At 68.3% G+C, this 22,187-nt stretch carries 17 protein-coding genes and 1 other RNA gene; 12 read left to right on the top strand and 6 right to left on the bottom strand.

Annotated features, from left to right (window positions below; translation table 11 throughout):
* Nucleotides 1–21: 21 nt before the first annotated feature.
* From AC1G9L_RS15050 to trxA, 3 genes are all read right to left on the bottom strand, one after another.
* Nucleotides 22–945 (bottom strand): DUF6662 family protein, encoded by a 924-nt coding sequence (locus AC1G9L_RS15050; protein ID WP_019802364.1) that lies wholly within the window; start codon nt 943–945, stop codon nt 22–24.
* Between the two features lie 125 nt (nt 946–1,070).
* A complete protein-coding gene (locus tag AC1G9L_RS15045) occupies nt 1,071–1,541 on the bottom strand; it encodes a DUF4442 domain-containing protein (protein WP_019802363.1) in 471 nt (156 codons plus the stop codon).
* Nucleotides 1,542–1,696: 155 nt separating this feature from the next.
* Nucleotides 1,697–2,557 carry a thioredoxin gene (gene trxA, locus AC1G9L_RS15040; RefSeq protein ID WP_343229407.1) on the bottom strand — a complete coding sequence of 287 codons (861 nt, stop codon included), beginning with the start codon at nt 2,555–2,557 and terminating at the stop codon, nt 1,697–1,699.
* Between the two features lie 154 nt (nt 2,558–2,711).
* On the opposite strand from trxA, the gene AC1G9L_RS15035 reads away from it, so the two are divergent.
* The 8 genes from AC1G9L_RS15035 (at nt 2,712) to rlmH (ending at nt 10,962) form a co-directional block, all read left to right on the top strand.
* Nucleotides 2,712–3,335: a DUF998 domain-containing protein gene (locus AC1G9L_RS15035; RefSeq protein ID WP_481069416.1), complete on the top strand. Its 624-nt coding sequence runs from the start codon at nt 2,712–2,714 to the stop codon at nt 3,333–3,335.
* Nucleotides 3,336–3,558: 223 nt separating this feature from the next.
* On the top strand, nt 3,559–6,201 hold the full coding sequence (gene leuS / locus AC1G9L_RS15030) for a leucine--tRNA ligase (RefSeq protein ID WP_019800965.1): 2,643 nt from the start codon (nt 3,559–3,561) through the stop codon (nt 6,199–6,201).
* A gap of 127 nt (nt 6,202–6,328) precedes the next feature.
* On the top strand, nt 6,329–6,943 hold the full coding sequence (locus AC1G9L_RS15025) for an LPS-assembly lipoprotein LptE (RefSeq protein ID WP_010340434.1): 615 nt from the start codon (nt 6,329–6,331) through the stop codon (nt 6,941–6,943).
* 101 nt (nt 6,944–7,044) lie between these two features.
* On the top strand, nt 7,045–8,079 hold the full coding sequence (gene holA / locus AC1G9L_RS15020; RefSeq protein WP_010340435.1) for a DNA polymerase III subunit delta: 1,035 nt from the start codon (nt 7,045–7,047) through the stop codon (nt 8,077–8,079).
* Nucleotides 8,080–8,153: 74 nt separating this feature from the next.
* Nucleotides 8,154–8,846: a nicotinate-nucleotide adenylyltransferase gene (nadD, locus tag AC1G9L_RS15015; protein ID WP_481071147.1), complete on the top strand. Its 693-nt coding sequence runs from the start codon at nt 8,154–8,156 to the stop codon at nt 8,844–8,846.
* Between the two features lie 56 nt (nt 8,847–8,902).
* Nucleotides 8,903–9,322 carry a ribosome silencing factor gene (gene rsfS / locus AC1G9L_RS15010; RefSeq protein ID WP_019801677.1) on the top strand — a complete coding sequence of 140 codons (420 nt, stop codon included), beginning with the start codon at nt 8,903–8,905 and terminating at the stop codon, nt 9,320–9,322.
* On the top strand, nt 9,315–10,469 hold the full coding sequence (locus AC1G9L_RS15005) for a J domain-containing protein (RefSeq protein ID WP_481069415.1): 1,155 nt from the start codon (nt 9,315–9,317) through the stop codon (nt 10,467–10,469). The genes rsfS and AC1G9L_RS15005 overlap by 8 nt, the downstream gene beginning before the upstream one ends.
* 22 nt (nt 10,470–10,491) lie before the next feature.
* A complete protein-coding gene (gene rlmH / locus AC1G9L_RS15000) occupies nt 10,492–10,962 on the top strand; it encodes a 23S rRNA (pseudouridine(1915)-N(3))-methyltransferase RlmH (RefSeq protein WP_010340439.1) in 471 nt (156 codons plus the stop codon).
* Between the two features lie 136 nt (nt 10,963–11,098).
* On the opposite strand, the gene AC1G9L_RS14995 is transcribed toward rlmH, so the two are convergent.
* Entirely contained in the window at nt 11,099–13,822 is a 2,724-nt protein-coding gene (locus AC1G9L_RS14995; RefSeq protein ID WP_481071145.1) for a TonB-dependent receptor, read from the bottom strand.
* An 889-nt stretch (nt 13,823–14,711) separates the two neighbouring features.
* Between AC1G9L_RS14995 and AC1G9L_RS14990 the strand changes: the two genes are divergently transcribed.
* The gene (locus tag AC1G9L_RS14990; RefSeq protein WP_481069414.1) at nt 14,712–17,741 is read left to right on the top strand and encodes a TonB-dependent receptor; all 3,030 of its coding nucleotides are present in this window, start codon (nt 14,712–14,714) and stop codon (nt 17,739–17,741) included.
* Nucleotides 17,742–18,167: 426 nt separating this feature from the next.
* Here AC1G9L_RS14990 and AC1G9L_RS14985 read toward each other — a convergent pair whose 3' ends face one another.
* Complete coding sequence (locus tag AC1G9L_RS14985) at nt 18,168–18,845, bottom strand: energy transducer TonB (protein WP_481069413.1); 678 nt, start codon at nt 18,843–18,845, stop codon at nt 18,168–18,170.
* A 107-nt stretch (nt 18,846–18,952) separates the two neighbouring features.
* Between AC1G9L_RS14985 and AC1G9L_RS14980 the strand changes: the two genes are divergently transcribed.
* Nucleotides 18,953–19,036, top strand: a non-coding RNA gene (locus tag AC1G9L_RS14980) — sX9 sRNA.
* A gap of 198 nt (nt 19,037–19,234) precedes the next feature.
* Here the strand turns inward: AC1G9L_RS14980 and AC1G9L_RS14975 are convergent.
* Nucleotides 19,235–19,972 carry an SIMPL domain-containing protein gene (locus AC1G9L_RS14975; RefSeq protein WP_010340442.1) on the bottom strand — a complete coding sequence of 246 codons (738 nt, stop codon included), beginning with the start codon at nt 19,970–19,972 and terminating at the stop codon, nt 19,235–19,237.
* Nucleotides 19,973–20,104: 132 nt separating this feature from the next.
* Between AC1G9L_RS14975 and AC1G9L_RS14970 the strand changes: the two genes are divergently transcribed.
* Nucleotides 20,105–20,671, top strand: a complete 567-nt coding sequence (locus tag AC1G9L_RS14970) for a Maf family nucleotide pyrophosphatase (RefSeq protein ID WP_481069412.1) — start codon at nt 20,105–20,107, stop codon at nt 20,669–20,671.
* Entirely contained in the window at nt 20,671–22,161 is a 1,491-nt protein-coding gene (rng, locus tag AC1G9L_RS14965; RefSeq protein ID WP_010340444.1) for a ribonuclease G, read from the top strand. The genes AC1G9L_RS14970 and rng overlap by 1 nt, the downstream gene beginning before the upstream one ends.
* Nucleotides 22,162–22,187 lie beyond the last annotated feature (26 nt).

The following is a 22,187-nucleotide window of genomic DNA, read 5'->3' as shown; positions in this document are numbered from 1 at the left end:
GCACGGATCGGGCGCGGCGGCTCAGCCGCCGGACCCGCCGCCGAACGGAATGCCGAACTTCAGCGCGATCTCGCGACGCTCGTGCGAGCGCAGGAACAGGTGGTCGCCGACATAGGCACCGTCCTGATAGCCGCTCGGGTCGCCCCAGACCTGTTCCAGCCAGCCCGCGGTGAACCAGGCCTTCTTGCCGCCGTAGTGCAGGACCGGGCCGAGCCAGTAGACCGTGTGTTCGTGCACATGGAAGTGTCCGATCTCGTTGTGGTTGCGCAGCTCCAGGCCGGCGGACCAGTTCTGCTGGAAGCGGTAGCTCAGGCCGACGCTGTTGTTGAAGTCCAGCTCGCTGCTGTAATCGCGTTCGCCGTCGAAGCGGATCTTCTCGGCCTCCAGGAACAGGTTGTAGGCGAGCACGACACGGTCGTCGTAGAAGTTCTTCTGCAGCAGCAGGCCGGTTTCCAGACCGTAGCTGCCGTCGTACTTCAAGCCGTTGTGGTAGTCGCGCAGGTTGTATTCCGGCTCCACATACAGCGCCAGTCCGTAGCCATCCGTGTACGGGCTCTTGACCCGGTAGATGAACTCCGCGGCGACGCTCTGGAAATAGCTGCCGTGCCGGGTGAAACCGGTGCCGCCATTGGGATCGTCGTCGTCCGGCGCGCCATTGGCGGCAATGTGCACGCCGTTGAGGTAAAGCGCGCCCTGCAGGCGGTCGGTGAAGCCGTACTCGATCTCCGTCAGCGCGTCGGTCGCCTCGAAGCTGCCGAAGGCGCGTTGCGAGCGATCGCGGAAGGCCTGCTCGAATTCGAAGGTGCCGGCGGGCGTGGTGTCGGTCGTGTAGGTACGCGTGAACAGCCCTTCCCCGGCCTTCGCGGCGTGGCTGGCCGGCAACAGCAGGCAAGCCGACAGGAGCGCCAGCGGCCAGGTCGGCCGTGCGCGTGCGTGATGGTGCATGCGTCATCCCCCAAAGATGATGAGTTCAAGAATCGTTCTCATTGTCTTTTGTGGAATGTCGGAAATTTGTCGGATGGCAGGGCGCCGAGGCCGGTGGCAGGCCGCGCGCCGAGTCCGCTGCAAGGCTAGACGGACGCCGCGCCGTCGCGTGCCGGCGGCTTGCGGCGGACATAGAGTTGCTTGCGCACGCGCGCCACCACCTCGCCCTGGGCGTCGACCACGTCGGTCTCGAACCAGTGCAGGTGCTTGTCGCCGCCGGCGGTGGCGGCGCGCAGTTCGTCCAACAAGGCCTGGTCCAGGTGGAATTGCGCGCTGACCGTGCCGCGGCCCGGGCGCACGAACTCGATGCTGCCGGCCTTGTCCCAGACGTAGTAGTCGCGCCCCAGGTTCTGCATGGTCAGCAGCATCCAGAACGGGTCGGTCATGGCGAACAGGCTGCCGCCGAAATGGGTGCCGACGTAGTTGCGGTTCCACGGACGCATGCGCAGTTCGACCCGCGCATGGCGATAGTCGGCGCTCAGTTCAGTCACATGGATACCGGCGCACAGGAACGGCGGCCACAGGTTCAGGCCCAGGCGGAACAGCGATGGCTTCATCGTGCGGGAGGGGGCGGAAACAGAGAACACGAGCCTACCAGACGCCTGCGTATGGTGCATCGGCAGGGCGCCTGTTTCGCGCTGGCGCGCCTGACCGGCCGCCGCGACGGCGTCGGCGGCGCACGTGGCCCGCCAACGCCAGTGCCGCGGCCGCCTCAGAACAGCAGGGCGGACATCTTGCGGCGGTACTGCCCCACGAGGTCCTCGTCCTCGATCACCCGGAACGCGTCGATCAGCGCCTTCTTCGGCAGGCCGTCCTCGAACGTGCGGTCCTGGCGGAGCATCTCCAGGAACTGCTCCAGCGCGGCCGCGTCGTCGCCGCCGACCAGGTGGCGCACGCCCAGCAGGTAGCGCGCCTTGAGGTCGGCCGGATCCTGCGCCAGCGTGGCCTGCAGGGTCTCCAGCGGCGGCGCGGCCTGCAGCGCGCCGACGAAGCCCAGCCGCGCCCGCGCCCGCACCGCGCGCTCGTCGGTGGCCAGGTTGGCCGGCAGCGCGTCGATCAGGGTCTCGGCCTCGGCGGCGGCGCCGACCTTGACCAGGGCCAGGGCCAGATCCAGCTTCAGCTCGTCCTTGTCCGGCTCGGCCGCCACCGCCTCGCGCAGGCGCTGCACCTCGGCCTGTGGATCCAGCGGCGCGGCCGGCACGTCCTCGGCCGGCTCCTGCGCCGCCAGCGGCACGATCCCGTGCTGGGTCAGGAACTCGCGCAACTGGCCTTCGGGCAGAGCGCCGGGGAAGCCGTCGACCAACTGTCCGCCCTTGACCAGGAACACCGTCGGCACCGAGCGGATCTGGAACGCCGCCGCAATCTGCTGCTCCTGGTCCACGTCGACCTTGGCCAGGACGAAGCCGCCGTTGTACTCGGCGGCCAGTTTTTCCAGGATCGGGCTCAGGGTCTTGCACGGGCCGCACCAGGGCGCCCAGAAGTCCACCAGCACCGGCGTCTGCAGCGAGCGCTGCAATACATCGGCTTCGAAGGTCTCGGTCTTGGCGTCGAAAACGTGGGGCGTGTCGGACATGGGCGGCGTCATCGCAGTCGAGAAGACGCTCTGTATGGAGGCGCGGCGGCGCCGATGCAAGGGCGGCGGCGTCGCGCCACGGATGCCGGCTGTGGCCGCAGCGGCGACAATGCCGGGTTTCGGGCGCCATGCCGGCGCGAAAGGACGGGAACGGATGGGCGAGGTGAGCGAACGGGTGCTGCTCTGGATCGGGCCGCTGCTGGCGGTGGCGGCGGTGGTGGCGATGCTGGGCTTCGGTGCGGTGCTGCCCGGCTATCTGCCGTGGTCGCATCCGCTGGCCCTGCTCGGCGCGCGCGGCATCCCGCATGCCTGGGCGTTCAACCTGCTGGCATTCGTGTTGCCCGGGTGCCTGGCGATGGCGCTGGCGCTGCGGCTGCTGCGCCGCGCCGGCCGCCAGGCGCCCTGGTCGCTGCGGGTGGGCGGGCAACTGCTGCTGTTGGCCGGCCTGGCCTTCGCCGGCATGGGGCTGCTGCCGCTGGACCCGACCGACCTGGAGGCGCGCGCGACCCAGTTGCATGCCAGCGCCTGGTTGCTGTGGGTGGTGGCCCTGGTGGCAGCCGCGGCCCTGCTGGGGCTGGGCGCGCGCCGCGATCCCGCCGCGCGCGGCTGGGCTGCGCTGGCGCTGGGGATGGCGTTGCTGGTGGCGCTGGGGGCGTTCGCGCTGGACCGGTTGCTGTCGCCGGCGCTGGCGCAGCGGCTGGTGTTCCTGCTGTGGTGGGGCTGGCTGGCACTGCTGGCGTGCTGGCCTGGACCCCGGGCGGTCGCGCGCCGCGGCTGACCCTGCCGGGCTTGCGCAGTTGGCCGGTGCGGCGGGCGCTGTCGTAGCCGGGGGCCGGCAACGCTCGCCCGCGGCGCCGACGCCGCTGCAGCGGCGGTTCCTGCGCCTGCTGGCGCGTGCGCGGGCGTTGCGCGCCACTGCCGTCCGTCGCCGGGATTGGAGCGGCTTGCCGCGCTACGGTACCCTTGGCCGCTTTGTTGCCGCCTGGCCCTTGCCCGTTTCCATGTCCGCCGTCGAGCCCACCGCCTACGACCCGCAGCAGGTCGAATCCTCCGCCCAGCAGTTCTGGGACGCCACCCGCGCCTTCGAGGTCGACGAGACCTCCGACAAGCCCAAGTTCTACTGCCTGTCGATGCTGCCGTACCCGTCCGGGGCGCTGCACATGGGCCACGTGCGCAACTACACCATCGGCGACGTGATCAGCCGCTACCAGCGCATGAACGGCAAGAACGTGCTGCAGCCGATGGGCTGGGACGCGTTCGGCCTGCCGGCCGAGAACGCGGCGATCAAGAACAAGACCGCGCCGGCGAAGTGGACCTACGCCAACATCGACCACATGCGCAGCCAGCTCAAGTCGCTGGGCTACGCCATCGACTGGTCGCGCGAGTTCGCCACCTGCCGGCCCGAGTACTACGTGCACGAGCAGCGCATGTTCACCCGGCTGATGCGCAAGGGCCTGGCCTACCGCCGCAACGCGGTGGTGAACTGGGACCCGATCGACCAGACCGTGCTGGCCAACGAGCAGGTCATCGATGGCCGCGGCTGGCGCTCCGGCGCGCTGGTGGAAAAGCGCGAGATCCCGCAGTGGTTCCTGCGCATCACCGACTACGCGCAGGAGCTGCTGGACGGCCTGGATCAGCTGCCGGGCTGGCCGGAATCGGTCAAGACCATGCAGCGCAACTGGATCGGCCGTTCCGAGGGCCTGGAGATCCAGTTCGACGTGCGCGACGCCGACGGCAGTGCGCTGGACCCGCTGCGCGTGTTCACCACGCGCCCGGACACGCTGATGGGCGTGACCTTCGTGTCCATCGCCAGCGAGCACCCGCTGGCGCTGCACGCGGCCAAGTCCAATCCTGAGCTGGCCGCGCTGCTGGCCGAGCTGAAGCAGGGTGGCGTCTCCGAAGCCGAACTGGAAACCCAGGAAAAGCGCGGCATGGCCACCGGCCTGACCGCGGTGCATCCGATCAGCGGCGAGCAGGTGCCGGTGTGGGTCGCCAACTTCGTGCTGATGGGCTATGGCACCGGCGCGGTGATGGCGGTGCCCGGCCACGACCAGCGCGATTTCGAATTCGCCAGCAAGTACGCCCTGCCGATCCGCCAGGTGATCGCGCTGAAGGCGCCGAAGAACGACGACGAGCGCAGCTACGATCCGAGCCGCTGGCAGGACTGGTACGGCGACAAGACCCGCGAGCTGGAACTGGTCAATTCCGCAGAGTTCGACGGGCTGGATTTCCAGGGCGCGTTCGAAGCGCTGGCCGAGCGCTTCGAGCGCAAGGGCCAGGGCCAGCGCCGGGTCAACTACCGCCTGCGCGACTGGGGCGTCAGCCGCCAGCGCTACTGGGGCTGCCCGATCCCGGTGATCTACTGCCAGAGCTGCGGCGCGGTGCCGGTGCCGGAAGATCAGTTGCCGGTGCTGCTGCCGGAGAACGTGGCGCTGAGCGGCACCGGCTCGCCGCTGAAGACCGACCCGGAATGGCGCAAGACCACCTGCCCGCAGTGCGGCGCGGCGGCCGAGCGCGAGACCGACACCTTCGACACCTTCATGGAGTCGAGCTGGTACTACGCGCGCTACACCTCGCCCGGCGCCAAGGACATGGTCGACAAGCGCGGCAACTACTGGCTGCCGGTGGACCAGTACATCGGCGGCATCGAGCACGCGATCCTGCACCTGATGTATTTCCGCTTCTTCCACAAGCTGCTGCGCGACGCGCGCCTGGTGGACAGCGACGAGCCGGCGACCAACCTGCTGACCCAGGGCATGGTGATCGCCGAGACCTTCTACCGGCAGAACCCGGACGGTTCCAAGGACTGGATCAACCCGGCCGACGTGGACGTGCAGCGCGACGACAAGGCTCGGGTGATCGGCGCGGTGCACCGCGGCGACGGCCAGCCGGTGCTGATCGGCGGCACCGAGAAGATGTCCAAGTCCAAGAACAACGGCGTGGATCCGCAGGCGATGGTCGGCAAGTACGGCGCCGACACGGTGCGCCTGTTCTCGATGTTCGCTGCGCCGCCGGAGCAGTCGCTGGAGTGGAACGAGGCCGGCGTGGACGGCATGGCGCGGTTCCTGCGCCGGCTGTGGGCGCAGGTGCACAAGCATGTCGCCGACGGCGCCGCGCCGGCGCTGGATCCGGCCGCGCTGGACGCCGAGCACAAGGCGCTGCGCCGCAAGACCCACGAGACCATCGGCAAGGTCGCCGACGACTACGGCCGCCGCCACAGCTTCAACACCGCCATTGCCGCGGTGATGGAACTGACCAACGCGCTGGCCAAGTTCGACGACGCCGGCGATCAGGGTCGTGCGGTGCGCCAGGAAGCGCTGGAAGCGGCGGTGCTGCTGCTCAACCCGATCACCCCGCACGCCAGCCACGCGCTGTGGCAGGCGCTGGGCCATCCGGCGACGCTGCTGGAAGACGTACCGTTCCCGCAGCCGGACCCGGCCGCGCTGGTGCGCGACGCGGTGACCCTGGCGGTGCAGGTCAACGGCAAGCTGCGCGGCACCATCGAGGTCGGTGCCGATACACCGCGCGAGCAGATCGAGGCGCTGGCCCAGGCCGAGCCGAATGCGGCCAAGTTCCTGGAAGGCCTGAGCATCCGCAAGATCATCATCGTGCCGGGCAAGATCGTGAACCTGGTGGCGGCGTGAGCCGGCGCGCCGCGGCGGCCGCATCGCGGCCGCACGGTGCGGCATCAGGTCTCAACCCGCGTTCACGCGGCGTGCGGCAGGCTAGCGGCCTGTTGCCGCGCCCAGCCGGCTCCTCCAGACTGTGTCCATGACCCGACTCCTGCTCGCTCTCGTCTTCGCGGCGTCCCTGACCGCCTGCGGTTTCCACCTGCGCAACAAGCTGACCCTGCCGGCCGACACGCCGTCGGTGAAGGTGGTGTCCTCGGCGCCGTACAGCGAGCTGGCCAAGCTGCTCGAGCGCGGCCTGCGCGCGGCCGGCGCGCAGATCGCGCCCAAGGACGTCAACACCGGCGTGGCCCGCCTGGAAGTGCTGTCCGAGCGCTGGGGCGACCTACCGATCGCGCTCGACGCCGAAGGCCGCGCCCAGGAGTACAGCCTGCGCTACGCGGCGATCTTCGTGTTCCGCCGCGCCGACGGCAGCGTGCTGGTGCCGCAGCAGGTGATCGAGCTGTCGCGCGACTACGTGTCGCCGCCGACCGACGCCACCGGTACCTCCACCGAGCGCGAGATCCTGGCCGACGAACTGCGCCGCGAGATGTCGGCGTCGATGCTGCGCCGGATCGACAGCGTGGTGCGCGCGCAGGTGCGCGACGGCAAGGACGTCAACGCCGCGCCGCCGTCGACCGACGGCACGCCGGTGGAAGGCAAGCCGGCCGACGCCACGCCGGCCGCAGACAAGCCGGCGACCACGCCGCAGCCTTGAGCCTCGCCCTGCTGCCTTCGCCGCCGCCCGCGGCGGCCGCGCCGTTCGCTGCAGGCGCGCAGCGTTGGCCGCATTCGCCTGCAGCAGCGTAGGCTGTCGCCATGGAACTGCGTCCCGAACAACTCGCTACCCAGCCGGCGTCGCAGCCGCTGCAGCCGGTCTACCTGATCGCCGGTCCGGAAACCCTGCGCGTGCTCGAAGCCGCCGACGCGGTCCGCGCCCGCGCCCGCGCTGCCGGCATCGGCGAGCGCGAAGTGTTCGACGCCGACGGCCGCGACTTCGACTGGGGCCAGCTGTATTCCAGCTTCAACGCCCCCAGCCTGTTCAGTGCGCAACGGCTGATCGAACTGCGCCTGCCCAGCGGCAAGCCCGGCAAGGAGGGCGGCGAGGTCATCAGTGCGTTCTGCGCCGATCCGCCGCCGGACGTGGTGCTGCTGATCACCTGCAATGAATGGAGCAAGGCGCACCAGGGCAAGTGGGCCGACGCGGTCGGGCGCATCGGCACCATCGCCGTGGCCTGGGCGATCAAGCCGCACGAATTGGGCGACTGGATCGAGCGGCGCCTGCGCAGCAAGGGCCTGCGCGCCGACGCCGGCGCGGTGCAGCGCCTGGCCGAACGGGTGGAAGGCAACCTGCTGGCGGCGGCGCAGGAGATCGACAAACTGGCGCTGCTGGCCGATGGCCAGGGCCTGGACGTGGCGGCGATGGAGTCGCTGGTCGCCGACGCCGCCCGCTACGACGTGTTCCGCCTGGCCGAAGCGACCCTCGCCGGACAGGCACCGGCGGTGCGGCGCATGCTCGCCGGCCTGCGTGCCGAGGGCGAGGCGGTGGCCGCGCTGCTGCCGATCCTGATCAAGGAACTGCTGCGCACGGCCGCACTGGCCAAGGTGCAGGCCGCCGGCGGCAACCTGGCCGCGGAGATGAAGGGGCAGGGCATCTGGGAGTCGCGGCAGGCCCCGTTCAAACGCGCCCTGCAGCGCCACGCCGAACCGCGCCGCTGGGAACGCTTCGCCGCCGAGGCCGGCCGCATCGACCGCATCGCCAAGGGCCGCGCCGACGGCGACGCCTGGATCGCCCTGGAGCGCCTGCTGCTGGCGATCGCCGAGGCGCGGGCGGTGCGGTTGTTGGTGGTATGACGGCCGGGATTGGGGATTCGGGATTGGGGATTGGCAACAGCGGCGATCCCGAGCGGGCGGCTGATGCATCCCGAATCCCCAATCCCGAATCCCGGCCTCTCGCCCTCATCTACGGCGGCACCTTCGATCCCATCCACAACGGCCATCTGGCGATCGCGCGGGCGGCGCGGGATGCGGTCGGGGTGCCGGTGCGGATGATGCCGGCGGCCGATCCGCCGCATCGGCCGGCGCCGGGCGCCGATGCGCAGCAGCGCTGCGCGATGCTGGCGCTGGCGATCGCCGACACGCCGGGGCTGGTGCTGGACCTGCACGAGGTGCGCCGTGCGCAGGCCCGACCCGGGGTGGCGTCCTACAGTATCGATACGGTGCGCGAGCTGCGCGCCGAGCTCGGCACCGACGCGCCGCTGGCGCTGCTGATCGGCAGCGACAGCTTCGTCGGCTTCAACGGCTGGCGTGAGTGGCGGGCGCTGCTCGAGGCCGCGCACCTGATCGTCGCCGACCGCGCCGGCAGCGGCTGGGAGCGGGCGGTGCCGGCGGAGCTGGCGCAGGCGGTGGCCGGACGCTGGGCCGACACGCCGCAGGCGCTGACCCGCGCACCGGGCGGCCGGCTGTGGTGCCTGCGGCAGCCGCTGCGCAGCGAATCGGCCAGCCTGGTGCGGGCGCGCATCGTCGCCGGCGAGGACTGGGTGGCCTTGCTGCCGGCACCGGTGGCGGCCTATATCCGCGACCACGGCCTGTATGCGTCGGGCGCCGGTCCCGCTGGCTGAATACGCGTCCTGCCGGGGTCGCCTATAATTCGCCCCATTCCATCGAGTTCGCCGCTTTGTCCAGTCAAGCCCACGTCATCAAGACCCAAGTCCCCAATCCGCCGCCGCCGCTGCCGGTCCTGCTCGCCCACGTCCGCGAGGCAGTCGAGGAACTCAAGGCCAAGGACGTGGCGGAAATCGACGTGCGCGGCAAGTCCAGCGTCACCGACTACCTGGTCATCGTCTCCGGCACCTCCACCCGTCACGTCAAGTCGATCGCCGACGAAGTCATCAAGTACGCCAAGCGCCTGGACGTCATGCCGCTGGGCGTGGAAGGCGAGCGCGAGGCCGAGTGGGTGCTGGTCGATCTCGGCGACGTGGTGGTGCACGTGATGCTGCCGCGGGTGCGCGAGTTCTATGCGCTGGAGCGGCTGTGGACGGTCGGCGACCAGCCGCCGGGCGACGACGACGGCGACGACGCGGCACGCGATGCCTAAGCGCCAGGCCGGCCTGCCGGCGGGTGGGTCCGATATCGCGCAGTCCGTACGGATCCGGGCTGGGACCGACACCGCTGCGCAGCCGCTGGCCACACCGGCGCGCAAACGCTTCGATGCGCTGATCGAACGCCTGGAGCGAACCCGCGAGGAACTGCGCGACTGGCGCGAGGCGCTGCCTCGCTGGGAACAGCGCTTCCATGCGCAGGTCGAGCCGCTGCTGCAGGCGCGCGACGCCGCGCAGGCACAATTGGTCCACGACCTGGACGCCGCGCATGCCATGCACAAGCTGGGCAAGCGCGAGCGTGCGGACGTGTCCGAGACGCTCTGCGCGCTGGCCGCGCCGCTGCTGGAGCAGCCCGGATTCGACGCGCTGAAGCCGATCCATGCACGCCACCGCGGCGCGCAAGGCGAGGGCGGCGACAGCATGCAGGACGCCGCGATGCAGGCGGCGCTCGCCGCCGAGTTCGGCCTGACCATCGAAGAATTGCAGCACCTGCCGTCACTGGAAATGCTGTACGCGCAACTGCAGCAGCGCCAGCACCAGCAGCGGGCGCATGCGGACGGACGCGCGCAGCGGCATGCCAAGCGCCGTCGCGTCGGCGCGGGCTCCGCGGCCGCGAGCGGTGCCGATCCGCAGCAGGCGCGGCGCGCGCTGTACCGCAGCCTGGTCGCGGCGCTGCACCCGGACCGCGAACCCGATGCGCGGCAACGCGAACGCAAGACCGCGCTGATGCAGGAACTCAACCGCGTCTACCGTCAGGACGATCTGCTGGGTCTGCTGGAACTGCAACTGGAGATCGGCCAGTTGGACCACGCCGGCGTCGCGTCCATGGCCGAGGAGCGGATCGGCGACTACGCCGCGATGTTCGCCACGCAACTGCAGCAGGTCGAGCGGGAGCTGGCGCAGGTGGTCGATGCGTTCGTGGCCGACTACGGGCTGGCCCTGGAGCGCCGCCCGCAGCCGCGGCGCCTGGATGCGCTGATGGCGCAGATCAAGCGCCAGTTGCAGGACGAGATCGCGTATTTCGACGAGGACCGGCGCGCGCTGCAGCAGCCGTCCACGCTCAAGCAGTGGTTGCGCGAGCAGCGTACGGCGCTCGAGGCGCAGGACGCCGCCGCGGCTGCTTGCGTGGCGGAGCGCGGATGATGCGTGCGCGGCGGTCGACGGGATGAAGGCGCGCCTCATCGCCACCGGCGAGCGCGCCCCGGCCTGGGTGGCGCAGGGCTTCGCCGAGTACCGCAAGCGGCTCTCGCACTGGCTGCCGCTGGATCTGGTCGAGATCGAACCCGGCCTGCGTGGCAAGGGTCGCGATGCGCAGCGCGCGATCGAGGACGAAGGCCGTCGGGTCCTGGCGGCGCTGCCGAAGAACGCGCTGGTGGTGGCGCTGGACGTGCCCGGCAAGCAACACAGTTCCGAGCAACTGGCGCAGCGCATGGAGCACTGGCGCGGACAGGGGCGCGATCTGGCGTTCCTGATCGGCGGTCCCGAGGGGCACTCGCCGGAGGTGCTGGCGGTGGCCAGCGAATCCTGGTCGCTGGGGCCGCTGACCCTGCCGCACATGCTGGTGCGGCTGGTGGTGGCCGAGCAGTTGTACCGTGCGGCGGCGATGCTGGCCAATCATCCCTACCATCGCGCCTGATCGCTGATCGCTGATCGCTGAGCGCGTGTGCGCGGCGGCAAGGCGTGCGTGATGCCGAAACTTGCGCGCCGCTCAGGCAACAAAAAAGCCCGGGCTTGCGCCCGGGCTTTTTCTTATCGCTGTGCGACGCTCGCGATCAGTTGAACGTGTACTTCGCGCCCACCGTGAAGTAGCGGCCGATCGCGCCGCTGAAGTGCAGCGGGTTGTAGTTGACCGCACCGTAGGTGGTCGGATCCAGCGGGGCGATCCGGTCGAACACGTTCTGCACCGACGCGTTCAGTTCGAACGCCTCGGTGATGTTCCAGCGGCCCGACAGGTCGAAGGTGGTGAACGAGGCGATCTTCTTGACCGGCGTACCGTCCGCATAACTGAACAGGTAGTCGCCGCCGCGCTGGCCAACGTTTTCCATCTTGGAAATGTAGTTCGCCACGCCGCTGACGCTCCACGGACCCTGGCGCCAGGTCGTACCGAAGTTGATCCTGTCCTTCGGCGTGCCGACGCAATTGGTCACGTCGCAGTTGCCATGGGTGCCGAGATAGTCGGCAGTGCTGCCGGCATCGGTACGTTCGAACTTCAGCAGGTGGCTCCACTGCAGATCCATTTCCAACTCGCCAGGCCCGATGTCGAAAGTCTGACGGATATCGGTATCGATGCCGCGGACCCGCGACGAGGAGGCGTTCACATAAGCGGTGTTGACCGCCAGGATGCTGCCGGTTCCCGGAATGCCGTTGATCAGGTCGCTGTCGCGCACGACATTGCCCGCTGCGATCGCAGAGGCGGTATCGCTGGCAGCGATTTCGTCGGTGCGCTTAATTTCCCAGGCGTCCACCGTCAGAGATGTGCTCCGGGTCGGCTGCAGCACCATGCCCACCGAATAGCTTTTGGACTCCTCAGGCTTCAGGTTGGGATTCGGTGTGGTGATGATGGCGACCGAGCGCGCATTGCAGTTGGCTGGCGTGTTCTCGGCTGCGCAACGCACCGGATCCGTCGCATTGGAGAACGCCGCAAGTCCTCCCTTGCCGTTTTCTGCAGGATTGGGCGCGCGGAAGCCTTCAGCGTAGGAAGCGCGCAACGCGATCCAGTCGGCCGGAGTCCACTTCACGCCCAGCTTCGGCGTGGCCTTGCCGTCGCCGCCGTCGTACTTGTCGTAGCGCAGCGCCGCGGACAGTTCCAGTTGCTCCAGCACAGGCGCCGACAGTTCCACGTAGCCGGCATATACGTTCTGGACGCCGTCATAAGCCGAATAGCCGAGGCCGATGATATCGCCGACGTCGGTGTAGGTCTGCGGGGTGAGGCTGTTGCTGGTGCGGCGCCACTCGGTGCCGATTGCCAGGCCCAGCGGGCCGCCCTTCAGATCCATCAGGCTGCGCGAGACGGTGGCGTTGAACGAATCCAGGCTGGACTTGGCGCGCGCGCTGATGGTCGGTGAAATGTAGTCGTACAACGCCTGCGAGTTGAGGTTGGCGTTGTCGCCGATCCGCCAGGTGCCGGCCGGGCAGGCCGGGTTGCCCAGCACGCAGCGCACGGCGCTGTAGCGCAGAAAGCCGGTACGCGTACTGGTCAGGTCCGTGCCGGAGTGCAGGTAGCCGGTGTCGTAGCTCCAGTCGCCCCAGTTGCCTTTTACCCCGACCAGGACGCGGTTGAACGCGTTGTTGTTCTCGGTGACCCGCGGACCCACGTCCCAGGCGCTGTAGCGCACGCGCGCGGCGTAGGGCAGCGGATTGTCCGGATGGCCGGCGTAGAGCACGGTGGCGCCGGCACCGCTGTTGGCGTTGACCGTATTGCCAGGGTAGCCCCAGCCGCCGGAGACGCCCGACGGCGTATTGGAGAAGGTCGTGTCCTTCTTCGAGTAGCCGATCTCGGTGTAGATCTCGCCGCCTTCGCCGAACGCGAAGCTGGCGCGGCCGAACACGTTGACGTACTTCTCCTCCGGCGCCAGGTCGCGGAACTGCTGAGCCGGATCCCACAGGCAGCCCTGCGCCTGCGCCGTCGCGTCGCTCTGGCCCGGAATCGTGGTCAGGCCTGCGCAACCGGGCAGCGCGACCAGTTGCCCGTTGTTGTCGAACACCGAGCCGTTCGGGCCCACGCCGCCGCTCCGGCCGCCGTTGAGGAAGGCGCCGCCCAGGAACTGCGCATCGTTGCCGTAGCCCCAGCGCCGGATGTCGCCGGTGCCGATCCACTTTCGGTCCTTGCGGTCGCTGATCCTGATCGCGTCGGTCTTGCCCACGTCCAGGCTGAAGAACGCATTCCAGCCGTCTTTGGCGAGATCGCCGGTACCGGCGGTCAGGGTGGCCTTGCGCGCATCGCCGTCGCCGTCGCCGGAGAGGCCGTAGGAACCGCGCAGGATCGCGCCCTGGAAGTCGCTGCGCAGGATGATGTTGACCACGCCGGCGATCGCGTCAGAGCCGTAGATCGCCGAGGCGCCGTCCTTCAGCACTTCGACCCGCTCGACCGCGTCCAGCGGGATGGTGCTCAGGTCGGTGAAGACTTTCTGGCCGTCGTCGGCCAGGCCATAGGTGGCCATGCGCCGGCCATTCAACAGTACCAGGGTGGATCCGGCGCCCAGGCCGCGCAGCGAGATACCCGTACCACCGCCGGCGAAGCCATTGCCGAAGCTCTTCGGGATCGAGCCGGAACCATCGGAGGTCAAGGTCTGCAGGTACTCGCCCAGCGAGGTCTTGCCGGTGCGATCGATCTCCTGGCGGGTCACCACCTGCACCGGCGACGGGGTCTCGGTGTCGGTGCGCGGGATGTTGGAGCCGGTGACCGTGATGCGGTCGAGGTTGGTGGCCGCTTCCTGGGCGAAGGCCGTGGGGGCGGCCACGCATGCAAGGACGCTGGCGACGGAGGCGCAAAGCAACTGCCGGCGGGTTGCACGCCGAGGGGACAGGGTGTTCACAGTTTCTCTCCTAACTGGGAAACGCACGTATTTATATGTATGCACCACAAAGGGGCGGCTTGGCGCTGCCCTCGATGCATCTGGATGGATTTGCCGTGAAAGGATCGTCAAATTTTTGGAAAGAACCCTCGTCGAATGAGGGCTTTATGCCACTCATCCCAGTTTTTACGCGCAGGAGCACCTGATTGTTGTCGCAATGCTGGGGGGCGTAATCGTGCCTCGCGATGGTGCGGCCTCTGCGCCAAAACGATGCATGGCGGTGTCTGCGGCGCGGCTGGGCGCGCCATGGACGTCCTCGATCGCACCGGCGGGTCCGATGATGCGCGCCGCACGTTGAGGCAGTCCCGTGCCGACACTGTGTTGCTGGCCTACTTGCGCTGGCCAGTTCGTTCCCGGGTTGTCCTGTCCCCTTCGACGATGCCCTTCATGGGGCAGCTTCCAAACGTCTCTGCGCTTCGCTCGTCGACAGTGCTGGGCGCTTGGTGTCGCCTTGGCCGCCGATTCGCGCAAGCCGACCGCGCGCAAAGTGCGGCTGGGAATGATCTTTCGCATGCGGACATTGGCTTGCCTGAGGTCGGCCGTGTGGTTGCGAACGCGGCTTCTATCCCAAGGAAAACATGCGCTTATCCCACTGTTGCGGCGGGTGCTCTGCTCCCTCTTTAGCCACTTTGTGTGAAAAAGTCATGAGCCAGGAGTTGCAATCGCGTGGAAATTTTGTTCTAAATTAATCTCGCGTTAAGAAATTAGTTTTGAACGAAACAAATTTTCGTTAAAGATTTCTTAAATTCCACGCCAACGCTGTATCCGACAGCCGAGGTTCTTCACGTTCCGTTAGGGGGAGAGAGGACAGATGTCCAAGCACTATCCGAGCCGTGTCATGCGTCGTAGCGTACTGGCCGTGCTTTTGGGGGCAGCACTCACGCAGGGCGTCGTCCACGCGCAGAGCACCACTGGTTCCATCTATGGCGCTGCGCCGGCAGGCGCCACCATTACCGTGCAGAGCGATACCGGCCTGACCCGCACGGTTCCGGTCGATAGCGCCGGGCGCTTCAACATCGGCTCGCTGCCGGTCGGCACCTACACGGTCACCCTGAACAAGGACGGCCAGGCCGTCGATACCCGCAAGGGCATCGGCCTGCGCGTCAGCTCCGGTACCGAGGTCTCCTTCACCAAGTCCGATAGCACCGCCACGCTCGATACGGTCACCGTCAGCGCCAGCAACGTGGCGCCGGTGGACGTCACCACGGTCGACTCGCGCACGGTCATCACCGCCGAGCAACTGCAGCGCCTGCCGCTGGCCCGTTCCGCCGAGGCGATCGCCCTGCTGGCGCCGGGCGCCGTGGCCGGCAGCGGCTACTTCGGCAACGCGGTGTCCTTCGGTGGCGCCGGCGTGTCGGAGAATGCCTACTACGTCAATGGTTTCTCCACCGGCAACCCGATCAACAACATCGGCGGCGTCAGCCTTCCGTACGGTGCAATCGACCAGCAGGAGGTCTATACCGGCGGCTACAGTGCGCGCTACGGCCGTTCCGACGGCGGCGTGATCAGCCAGATCGGCAAGCGCGGCACCAACGAATGGCATTTCGGCGGGCAAGTACTGTGGCGACCGCGCGGCACGTCGGAATCGCCGAAGGACGTGTACTACCCGGAAGGGGCGTTGCCCAGCGGCTACAACTATCAGGATGCCTCGCTACCTGGCACCCTGTACCGCTCGCGTAAGGACAACCCGACTTGGAGCAACGTATACAGCGCCTATGCCGGCGGCCCGTTGATCGAGGATCGCCTGTTCGTGTTCGTCGCGGCCGAGCAGGAGAAGATCGACAGCGTGGCGACCAACTCGTCCGACAGCAGTGTCCTGGCGCGCAATCACTCGAGTCAGGAAAAGCCCAAGGTCTATGCGAAGGTCGACTGGAACATCAACGACAGCAACATCCTCGAGCTGACCGGCATCAAGAGCAACGATCGTACCGGCGGCTACTACAACGCGTTCGACTACGACACGCTGTCCGAGGGCGCGCGCAACACCGCCGTCGAACCGAACATCGTCAAGAAGAACAGCACCTTCTACATCGGCAAGTACACCAGCTATCTGACCCAGGACCTGACCTTCAGCGCCACCTACGGCAAGAGCACCTACGAGAACAAGGACTACCCGGGCATCGTCAGCCCGGACCCGTACCTGAGCGGCGTGGTCTTCCAGGATCCGGCGACCAACGGCGGTACGCCGATCCGTAACGGCCAGGGCGCCCGCAACTTGCTCGATGGCAAGGACAACACTCGTGGACTGCGCCTGGATTTCGACTACCGCCTGGGCAACCACGATCTGGCCTTCGGTATCGACAACATCTACTACCAGGCCGAAAACGAAGGTCAGTCGATGACCGGCCCTGGCTACTCCTGGTACTACGCCAAGTCGTCCAGGCCGACGTCGCCGATCAGCTCGGCGCTGGGCGTGGGCGCGCCGGGCGGTCAGGGCTACTATGTTCGCCGGCTGATCTTCAGCACCGCCACGTCGATGACGGTCAAGCAGAAGGCCTACTTCCTCGAGGATCGTTGGCAGGTCAGCGACAACGTGCTGCTGTCGCTGGGCCTGCGCAACGACAAGTTCGTCAATAGCAACAGCGATGCCGAGCCGTACGTGGACAGCGGCAACCAGTGGGCGCCGCGTCTGGGCGCGACCTGGGACGTGCATGGCGATTCCACGCTGAAGGTCTACGCCAACCTGGGTCGTTACTTCCTGGCGCTGCCCAACAGCGTGGCGATCCGCGGTGCCTCGGCGTCGACCTACACCAGCGAGTACTTCACCTACACCGGCATCGATGCCAAGGGCAACCCGACCGGCTTGCGCCCGCTCGGCCCCGGCCCGGTCTCTTCCAACGGCGAGTACGGGATCGCCCCGGATCCGCGTACCTTCACGCCCACCGACCTGAAGTCGATGTACCAGGACGAAGCCATCGTGGGCTTCGATCAGGCGTTTGCCGAAAAGTGGACCTTCGGCGCGAAGGCCACCTACCGCAAGCTGCAGTCGGCCATCGACGATGTGTGCGATCCGGACCGCATGAGCGCCAAGCTGGAATCGTTGGGAGTGGATCCGAGCACGGTCAACATCCCGGGTTGCATCCTGTTCAATCCTGGCAGGACCAACAGCTTCAGCCTGGCCAACACCAGTGGCGGCCGCACCGACTTCACGATGAGCAAGTCGGATTGGGGCTTCGACAGCTCGGCCAAGCGTAATTACGCGGCGGTCAACCTGTATCTGGAGCATGCGTTCGACGGCAAGTGGAGCACCCGTGTGGACTACACATGGTCGCGCAACTTCGGCAACACCGAAGGCCAGTTGAAGTCCAACATCGGCCAGACCGACGTGTCCAAGACCCAGGACTGGGATGCTGCGGCGCTGATGGCGTGGGCCGGCGGCTACCTCGCCAACGATCGCCGTCACCAGTTGAAGATCTATGGTGCCTACCAGATCGCGCCGGAGTGGATGGTGTCTGCCAACCTGCGCATCCAGTCGGGGACGCCGCGCGATTGCCTGGGTTACTTCAGCGCCAACGGCGTGGATGAGAGCTCGACCGCGGGCGATCCAGTCGGCTACGGTTCGGCCTACCATACCTGTGCTGGCAGTGCATCGCGGCCCGGCGATGCGGGTCGTACTCCGTGGACCAAGCAGATTGACCTGGGTGCGATCTATCGCCCGGCGTTCGCGGACCAGAAGTTGGCGTTCGGGTTGCAGGTGTTCAACCTGTTGAACGAACGCAAGCCGCTGCAGCAATACGCCACCTGGGAGGCGAACCCGAACACGGTGCTCAACACCTATGGCATGGGCAACTACTTCCAGACCCCGCGTTACCTGCAGCTTTCGGTGTCCTACGACTATTGATCCAGGTTTGACGCCGGGCGCGGCGTCAGCGTGACCGTTAGGCCCGCCCCCTTCCGAGGGGGGCGGGCCTTTTCTTTGAGCGCAAGGGCTGCGTGGGGATCCAGCGTCTGTGGCAACCGCCGACACCATGAGGTCGGGGTTGCCGTGCGACGAGGCGTGCGCGGTGATCGTCAGCGCGGATTGGCCGGCAGCAGGCGCGGCAGACGTGGCGGTAGGGGGGCGGACAAGCGGGGGGGCGGCCTCGCGCTCCCGCTGGGAGGCGCGGCGTCGCGGTGTTCCCGCGGGCGGTCTTATGGGAATCGCCATGCGGCAGGTGGTCGCGCCGGGAACCCGGCGCGCAGCCAGGTCGATGGACTGGAGCGAGGCTCTAGCCGTGTGGTGACAATGATCGGCGCGCGAGGCGCCGGTCATTGGTGTCGAGGCGTGTCAGCGATCCATCGAAAAATCGACCGGCACCAGCCCGTACGCCTGCACCGGCGTGCCGTTCTGCAGCGCCGGCTTGAATGCCCAGCGCTTGAGCACCTGGTCGCGGGCGGCCTGGTCCAGCACCCGGTGGCCGCTGCTCTTCTCGATGCTGACCTGCAGCGGCTGCCCGTCGGTGCCGACCAGCACCCGCAGCAGCACGCTGCCCTGCAGGCGATCGCGCAGCGCGTCGCGCGGATACGGCGGGGCCGGCGCGCGCAGGTACTGCAACTGCATGCCGTCCACCGGCGCGCTCACGCTCGCCGGCGGCAGGCTGGGCGCGGCGATGCTGGGCGTGGGGTCGACGTTGGGCGCGCTGTCCAGCGCCACCGGGCTGCTGTCGGCCGCTGGCGCCGGTGCCGGCGTCGAGGTCGGCACCGGCACCGCAGTGGGCGTGCGCGGCTGCGTCGGCACCTGTTTCTCGAGGGTGGGAATGGTCGGCGGCGGTGGCGTGACCTTGACCACCACCGGTTGCTGCCAGGGCGGCTGCACCTGTGCCGGTTCCGGTGGCGCGGTCACGTGCGAGAGCGGAAGCAGCAGCAACAGGGCGGCCAGCACGTGCAGGGCGATCGCGGTGCTGTAGGCCAGGACCCGGGACAGGTCGATGCGGAAGGACGGGGCGGGGAGTTGCGTGCGAACCATGGATCCACCTCTGCGATAGGAGTGTCGTGGACTGCGGTACGGCTAAGAGCGGCTAACAAACCTACTGCGCAGCCGCCAGGCGGGCGCGGACGGTGCTCGGAATCCTCATGTACCACTCGTACACTCGTACACTGCGGTTCCTCCGCGCCGTCCACACCCGTCTGGCGGCTGCTCGTGACGTTTTGTCAGCCACTCTGAACGCACGGGCGCGGCGGATGGGGTCAGCGCGCCCGTCCGCGTTTCGACAGTGCGCCGGTCGCGGTGGCTTTGGCAAGATGGGCAGGGGGCAGCGCTGGCCGCGATGGCGACGCGATCAGGGGGCTGCCGCAGCCGGAAACGACGACGGCGCCCGCAGGCGCCGTCGCGAGGTGTGGCCTGGGATAGCCCGCTTACTTGCCCAGTTCGAACACCACGTCCAGATTGACCGAGACGCTGCTCTCGCCCGCGGCGACCGGGGTGTCGGCCTCGGCCTTCATCGCCATCGCGCGCATCATCGGCATCGGCGGGCGCACCCCGCCGCTGCTGCCCTCGGAGATGCTGACGATGCGCCGCACGCGCAGGCCAAGCGCCTTGGCGTAGCTCTGCGCACGCGCCTGCGCTTTCTTCAGCGCATCGACCCGGGCCTGGTCGTACAGCGGTTCGGGGTCGTCGATCTCGAAGGTGGGGCCGTTGATCTGGTTGGCGCCCTGCGCGGCCAGCGCGTCGAGCACCTTGCCGAGCTTGGCGATGTCGCGCACTTTCAGGTTGACCGAGTTGCTGGCCTGGTAGCCGATGATCTGTGGGGCCTGGTTCTCGGCGTACTTGTACTGCGGATTGAGGCTGACCCCGCTGGTCTGCACGTCCTTGTCGGCGATGCCGGCGGCGCGGATCGCGGCCAGCACCTTGGTCATCTGCTCGGCGTTCTGGCGCATCGCCGCGGCGCTGTCGGTGGCCTGGGTGACCACGCCGGCCGAGATCGCAGCAACGTCCGGGGCGCGCTTGGCCTCGGCCTGCGCGGCGATGTTGAGAAGGGTGCCGTCGGCGGGCACGGCATAGCCGGGCGCGGCGGATTGGGCGTGGGCGGTCATCGTGCCTCCTAGGGCGAGGGACAGGGCCAGCAGCAGCGGGCGGACGGACAATGCGCGCATCGGGGTTCTCCTTGAAGAATGGGGCGAGGGTGTTGCCGCGACGATGAACGCGTCGTGATCTTCACCGGGGTTGAAGCGATCGTCACGCCATCGGCGTTCGTTCAGCCAGTCCGCTCGGGTTATCCTTCGGCCATGCTGTATCTCGCGTCCCGTTCCCCTCGCAGAAACGAACTGCTGACCCGCCTCGGCGTGCCGTTCCGGATCCTCGATCTCGAGGTGCCGGAAGTGCGCGCGGCCGACGAGTCGGCGCAGGCCTACGTGCGCCGCGTGGCGCTGGACAAGGCCCGCGCCGGCTGGGCGCAACTGGCCGATGCCGCCGATGCGGTGGTGCTCGGCGCCGACACCGAAGTGGTGCTGGACGAGCGCGTGTTCGGCAAGCCGGCCGACGCCGAGGACGCCGCGGCGATGCTGGCGGCCCTGTCCGGACGCACCCACCAGGCGATGACCGCGGTGGCCCTGGTCGCCGCCGGCCGCGAGGAGGTGGTGCTGGTGCCGACGGCGGTGACCTTCGCCGAGTTGTCCGCGCGCGACATCGCCGACTACGTGGCCAGCGGCGAGCCGATGGGGCGGGCCGGTGCGTATGCGATCCAGGGCGGCGCCGAACGCTTCGTCAGCCGTCTCGACGGCAGCTATTCCGGGGTGATGGGCCTGCCCCTGCACCAGACCCACCACCTGCTGCGCACCTTCGGAGTGCTGTGATGTCGCAAGAGATCCTGGTCAACGTCACACCACGCGAGACCCGGGTGGCCGTCATCGAGAACGGCATGCTGCAGGAGCTGCACATCGAGCGCGGCTGGCGCCGCGGGGTGGTCGGCAACATCTACAAGGGCCGGGTGCAGCGGGTGATGCCGGGCATGCAGGCGGCCTTCGTCGAGGTCGGGCTGGAGCGCGCGGCGTTCCTGCATGCCAACGACGTGGTGCGGCCGGCGCCGGTCGGCAACGGCGACACCGAGGAGGCGACGCCGCTGCCGGTGTCGGCGGCGGTGCCGATCGTGGAACTGCTGCGCGACGGCCAGGACATCGTGGTGCAGGTGGTCAAGGACCCGATCGGCAGCAAGGGCGCGCGGCTGACCACCCAGATCAGCATCCCGTCGCGCTACCTGGTGCTGCTGCCGCAGTCGCGGGTGATCGGGGTGTCGGCGCGGATCGAGGACGAGGCCGAGCGGCAGCGGCTGAAGACCCTGGTCGCCGACCTGGCCGCCAGCCACGGCGGCTTCGGCTACATCATCCGCACCAATGCCGAGGGCCAGCCGGCCGAGGCGCTGGCCGAGGACATCGCCTACCTGTCGCGGGTCTGGAACGTGGTCGAGCGGCGCGGCCGCGACGGCGCCCCGGCCAGCATCATCTACGAGGACCTGAGCCTGCCGCTGCGCGCGGTGCGCGACCTGATCCGCAAGGACGTGGAGAAGGTCAAGGTCGATTCGCACGAGACCTTCGAGCGGCTGCAGGCCTTCGTCGCCAAGTACATGCCGGTGCTGGCCGAACGCCTGGAGCTGTACACCGGCGACCGCCCGATCTTCGACCTCTACGGGGTCGAGGACGAGATCGCCCGCGCGCTGGACAAGCAGGTGCCGCTGAAGTCCGGCGGCTACCTGGTCATCGATCAGACCGAGGCGATGACCACCATCGACGTCAACACCGGCTCGTTCCTGGGCCAGCGCAACCTCGAGGAGACGGTGTTCCGCACCAACCTGGAGGCGGCGCAGGCGGTGGCGCGGCAACTGCGGCTGCGCAACCTCGGCGGCATCATCATCATCGACTTCATCGACATGGACGACGCCGAGCATCGCCGCCAGGTGCTGCGCACGCTGGAGAAAGCGCTCTCGCGCGACCATGCCAAGACCACGGTGTACGAGTTCTCGCCGCTGGGCCTGGTGGAGATGACCCGCAAGCGCACCGTGGAGAGCCTGGAACGGCAACTGTCCGAACCGTGCCCGGAATGCAGCGGGCGCGGCTCGATCAAGACGGCCGAGACCGTGACCTACGAGATCTTCCGCGAGATCACCCGCGCGGTGCGCCAGTTCGACGCGGCGCGGCTGCTGGTGATCGCCTCGACCAAGGTGGTGGCGCGCATCACCGACGAGGAATCGGCGGCCGTGGCCGAGCTGGAGGAATTCCTCGGCAAGACCATCCGCTTCCAGGCCGACGAACAGTACCTGCAGGAGCAGTTCGACGTGGTGTTGTTGTGAGGCAGGGATTCGGGATTGGGGATTGG

It is taken from the genome of Xanthomonas sp. NCPPB 1132, assembly GCF_056629235.1.
The sequence above is the reverse complement of the archived record's forward strand: the minus strand, read 5'-3'. Positions and strand labels throughout refer to the sequence as shown.

What these genes read in the sequence shown, in the direction of transcription:
- trxA (WP_343229407.1), bottom strand. Translation starts at nt 2,557, where the DNA reads ATGTCCGACACGCCCCACGTTTTCGACGCCAAGACCGAGACCTTCGAA.
- rng (WP_010340444.1), top strand. Translation starts at nt 20,671, where the DNA reads ATGTCGCAAGAGATCCTGGTCAACGTCACACCACGCGAGACCCGGGTG.
- AC1G9L_RS15035 (WP_481069416.1), top strand. Translation starts at nt 2,712, where the DNA reads ATGGGCGAGGTGAGCGAACGGGTGCTGCTCTGGATCGGGCCGCTGCTG.
- rlmH (WP_010340439.1), top strand. Translation starts at nt 10,492, where the DNA reads ATGAAGGCGCGCCTCATCGCCACCGGCGAGCGCGCCCCGGCCTGGGTG.
- holA (WP_010340435.1), top strand. Translation starts at nt 7,045, where the DNA reads ATGGAACTGCGTCCCGAACAACTCGCTACCCAGCCGGCGTCGCAGCCG.
- leuS (WP_019800965.1), top strand. Translation starts at nt 3,559, where the DNA reads ATGTCCGCCGTCGAGCCCACCGCCTACGACCCGCAGCAGGTCGAATCC.
- AC1G9L_RS15045 (WP_019802363.1), bottom strand. Translation starts at nt 1,541, where the DNA reads ATGAAGCCATCGCTGTTCCGCCTGGGCCTGAACCTGTGGCCGCCGTTC.
- AC1G9L_RS14990 (WP_481069414.1), top strand. Translation starts at nt 14,712, where the DNA reads ATGTCCAAGCACTATCCGAGCCGTGTCATGCGTCGTAGCGTACTGGCC.
- AC1G9L_RS14985 (WP_481069413.1), bottom strand. Translation starts at nt 18,845, where the DNA reads ATGGTTCGCACGCAACTCCCCGCCCCGTCCTTCCGCATCGACCTGTCC.
- AC1G9L_RS15025 (WP_010340434.1), top strand. Translation starts at nt 6,329, where the DNA reads ATGACCCGACTCCTGCTCGCTCTCGTCTTCGCGGCGTCCCTGACCGCC.
- AC1G9L_RS15050 (WP_019802364.1), bottom strand. Translation starts at nt 945, where the DNA reads ATGCACCATCACGCACGCGCACGGCCGACCTGGCCGCTGGCGCTCCTG.
- AC1G9L_RS14975 (WP_010340442.1), bottom strand. Translation starts at nt 19,972, where the DNA reads ATGCGCGCATTGTCCGTCCGCCCGCTGCTGCTGGCCCTGTCCCTCGCC.
- AC1G9L_RS14970 (WP_481069412.1), top strand. Translation starts at nt 20,105, where the DNA reads ATGCTGTATCTCGCGTCCCGTTCCCCTCGCAGAAACGAACTGCTGACC.
- AC1G9L_RS15005 (WP_481069415.1), top strand. Translation starts at nt 9,315, where the DNA reads ATGCCTAAGCGCCAGGCCGGCCTGCCGGCGGGTGGGTCCGATATCGCG.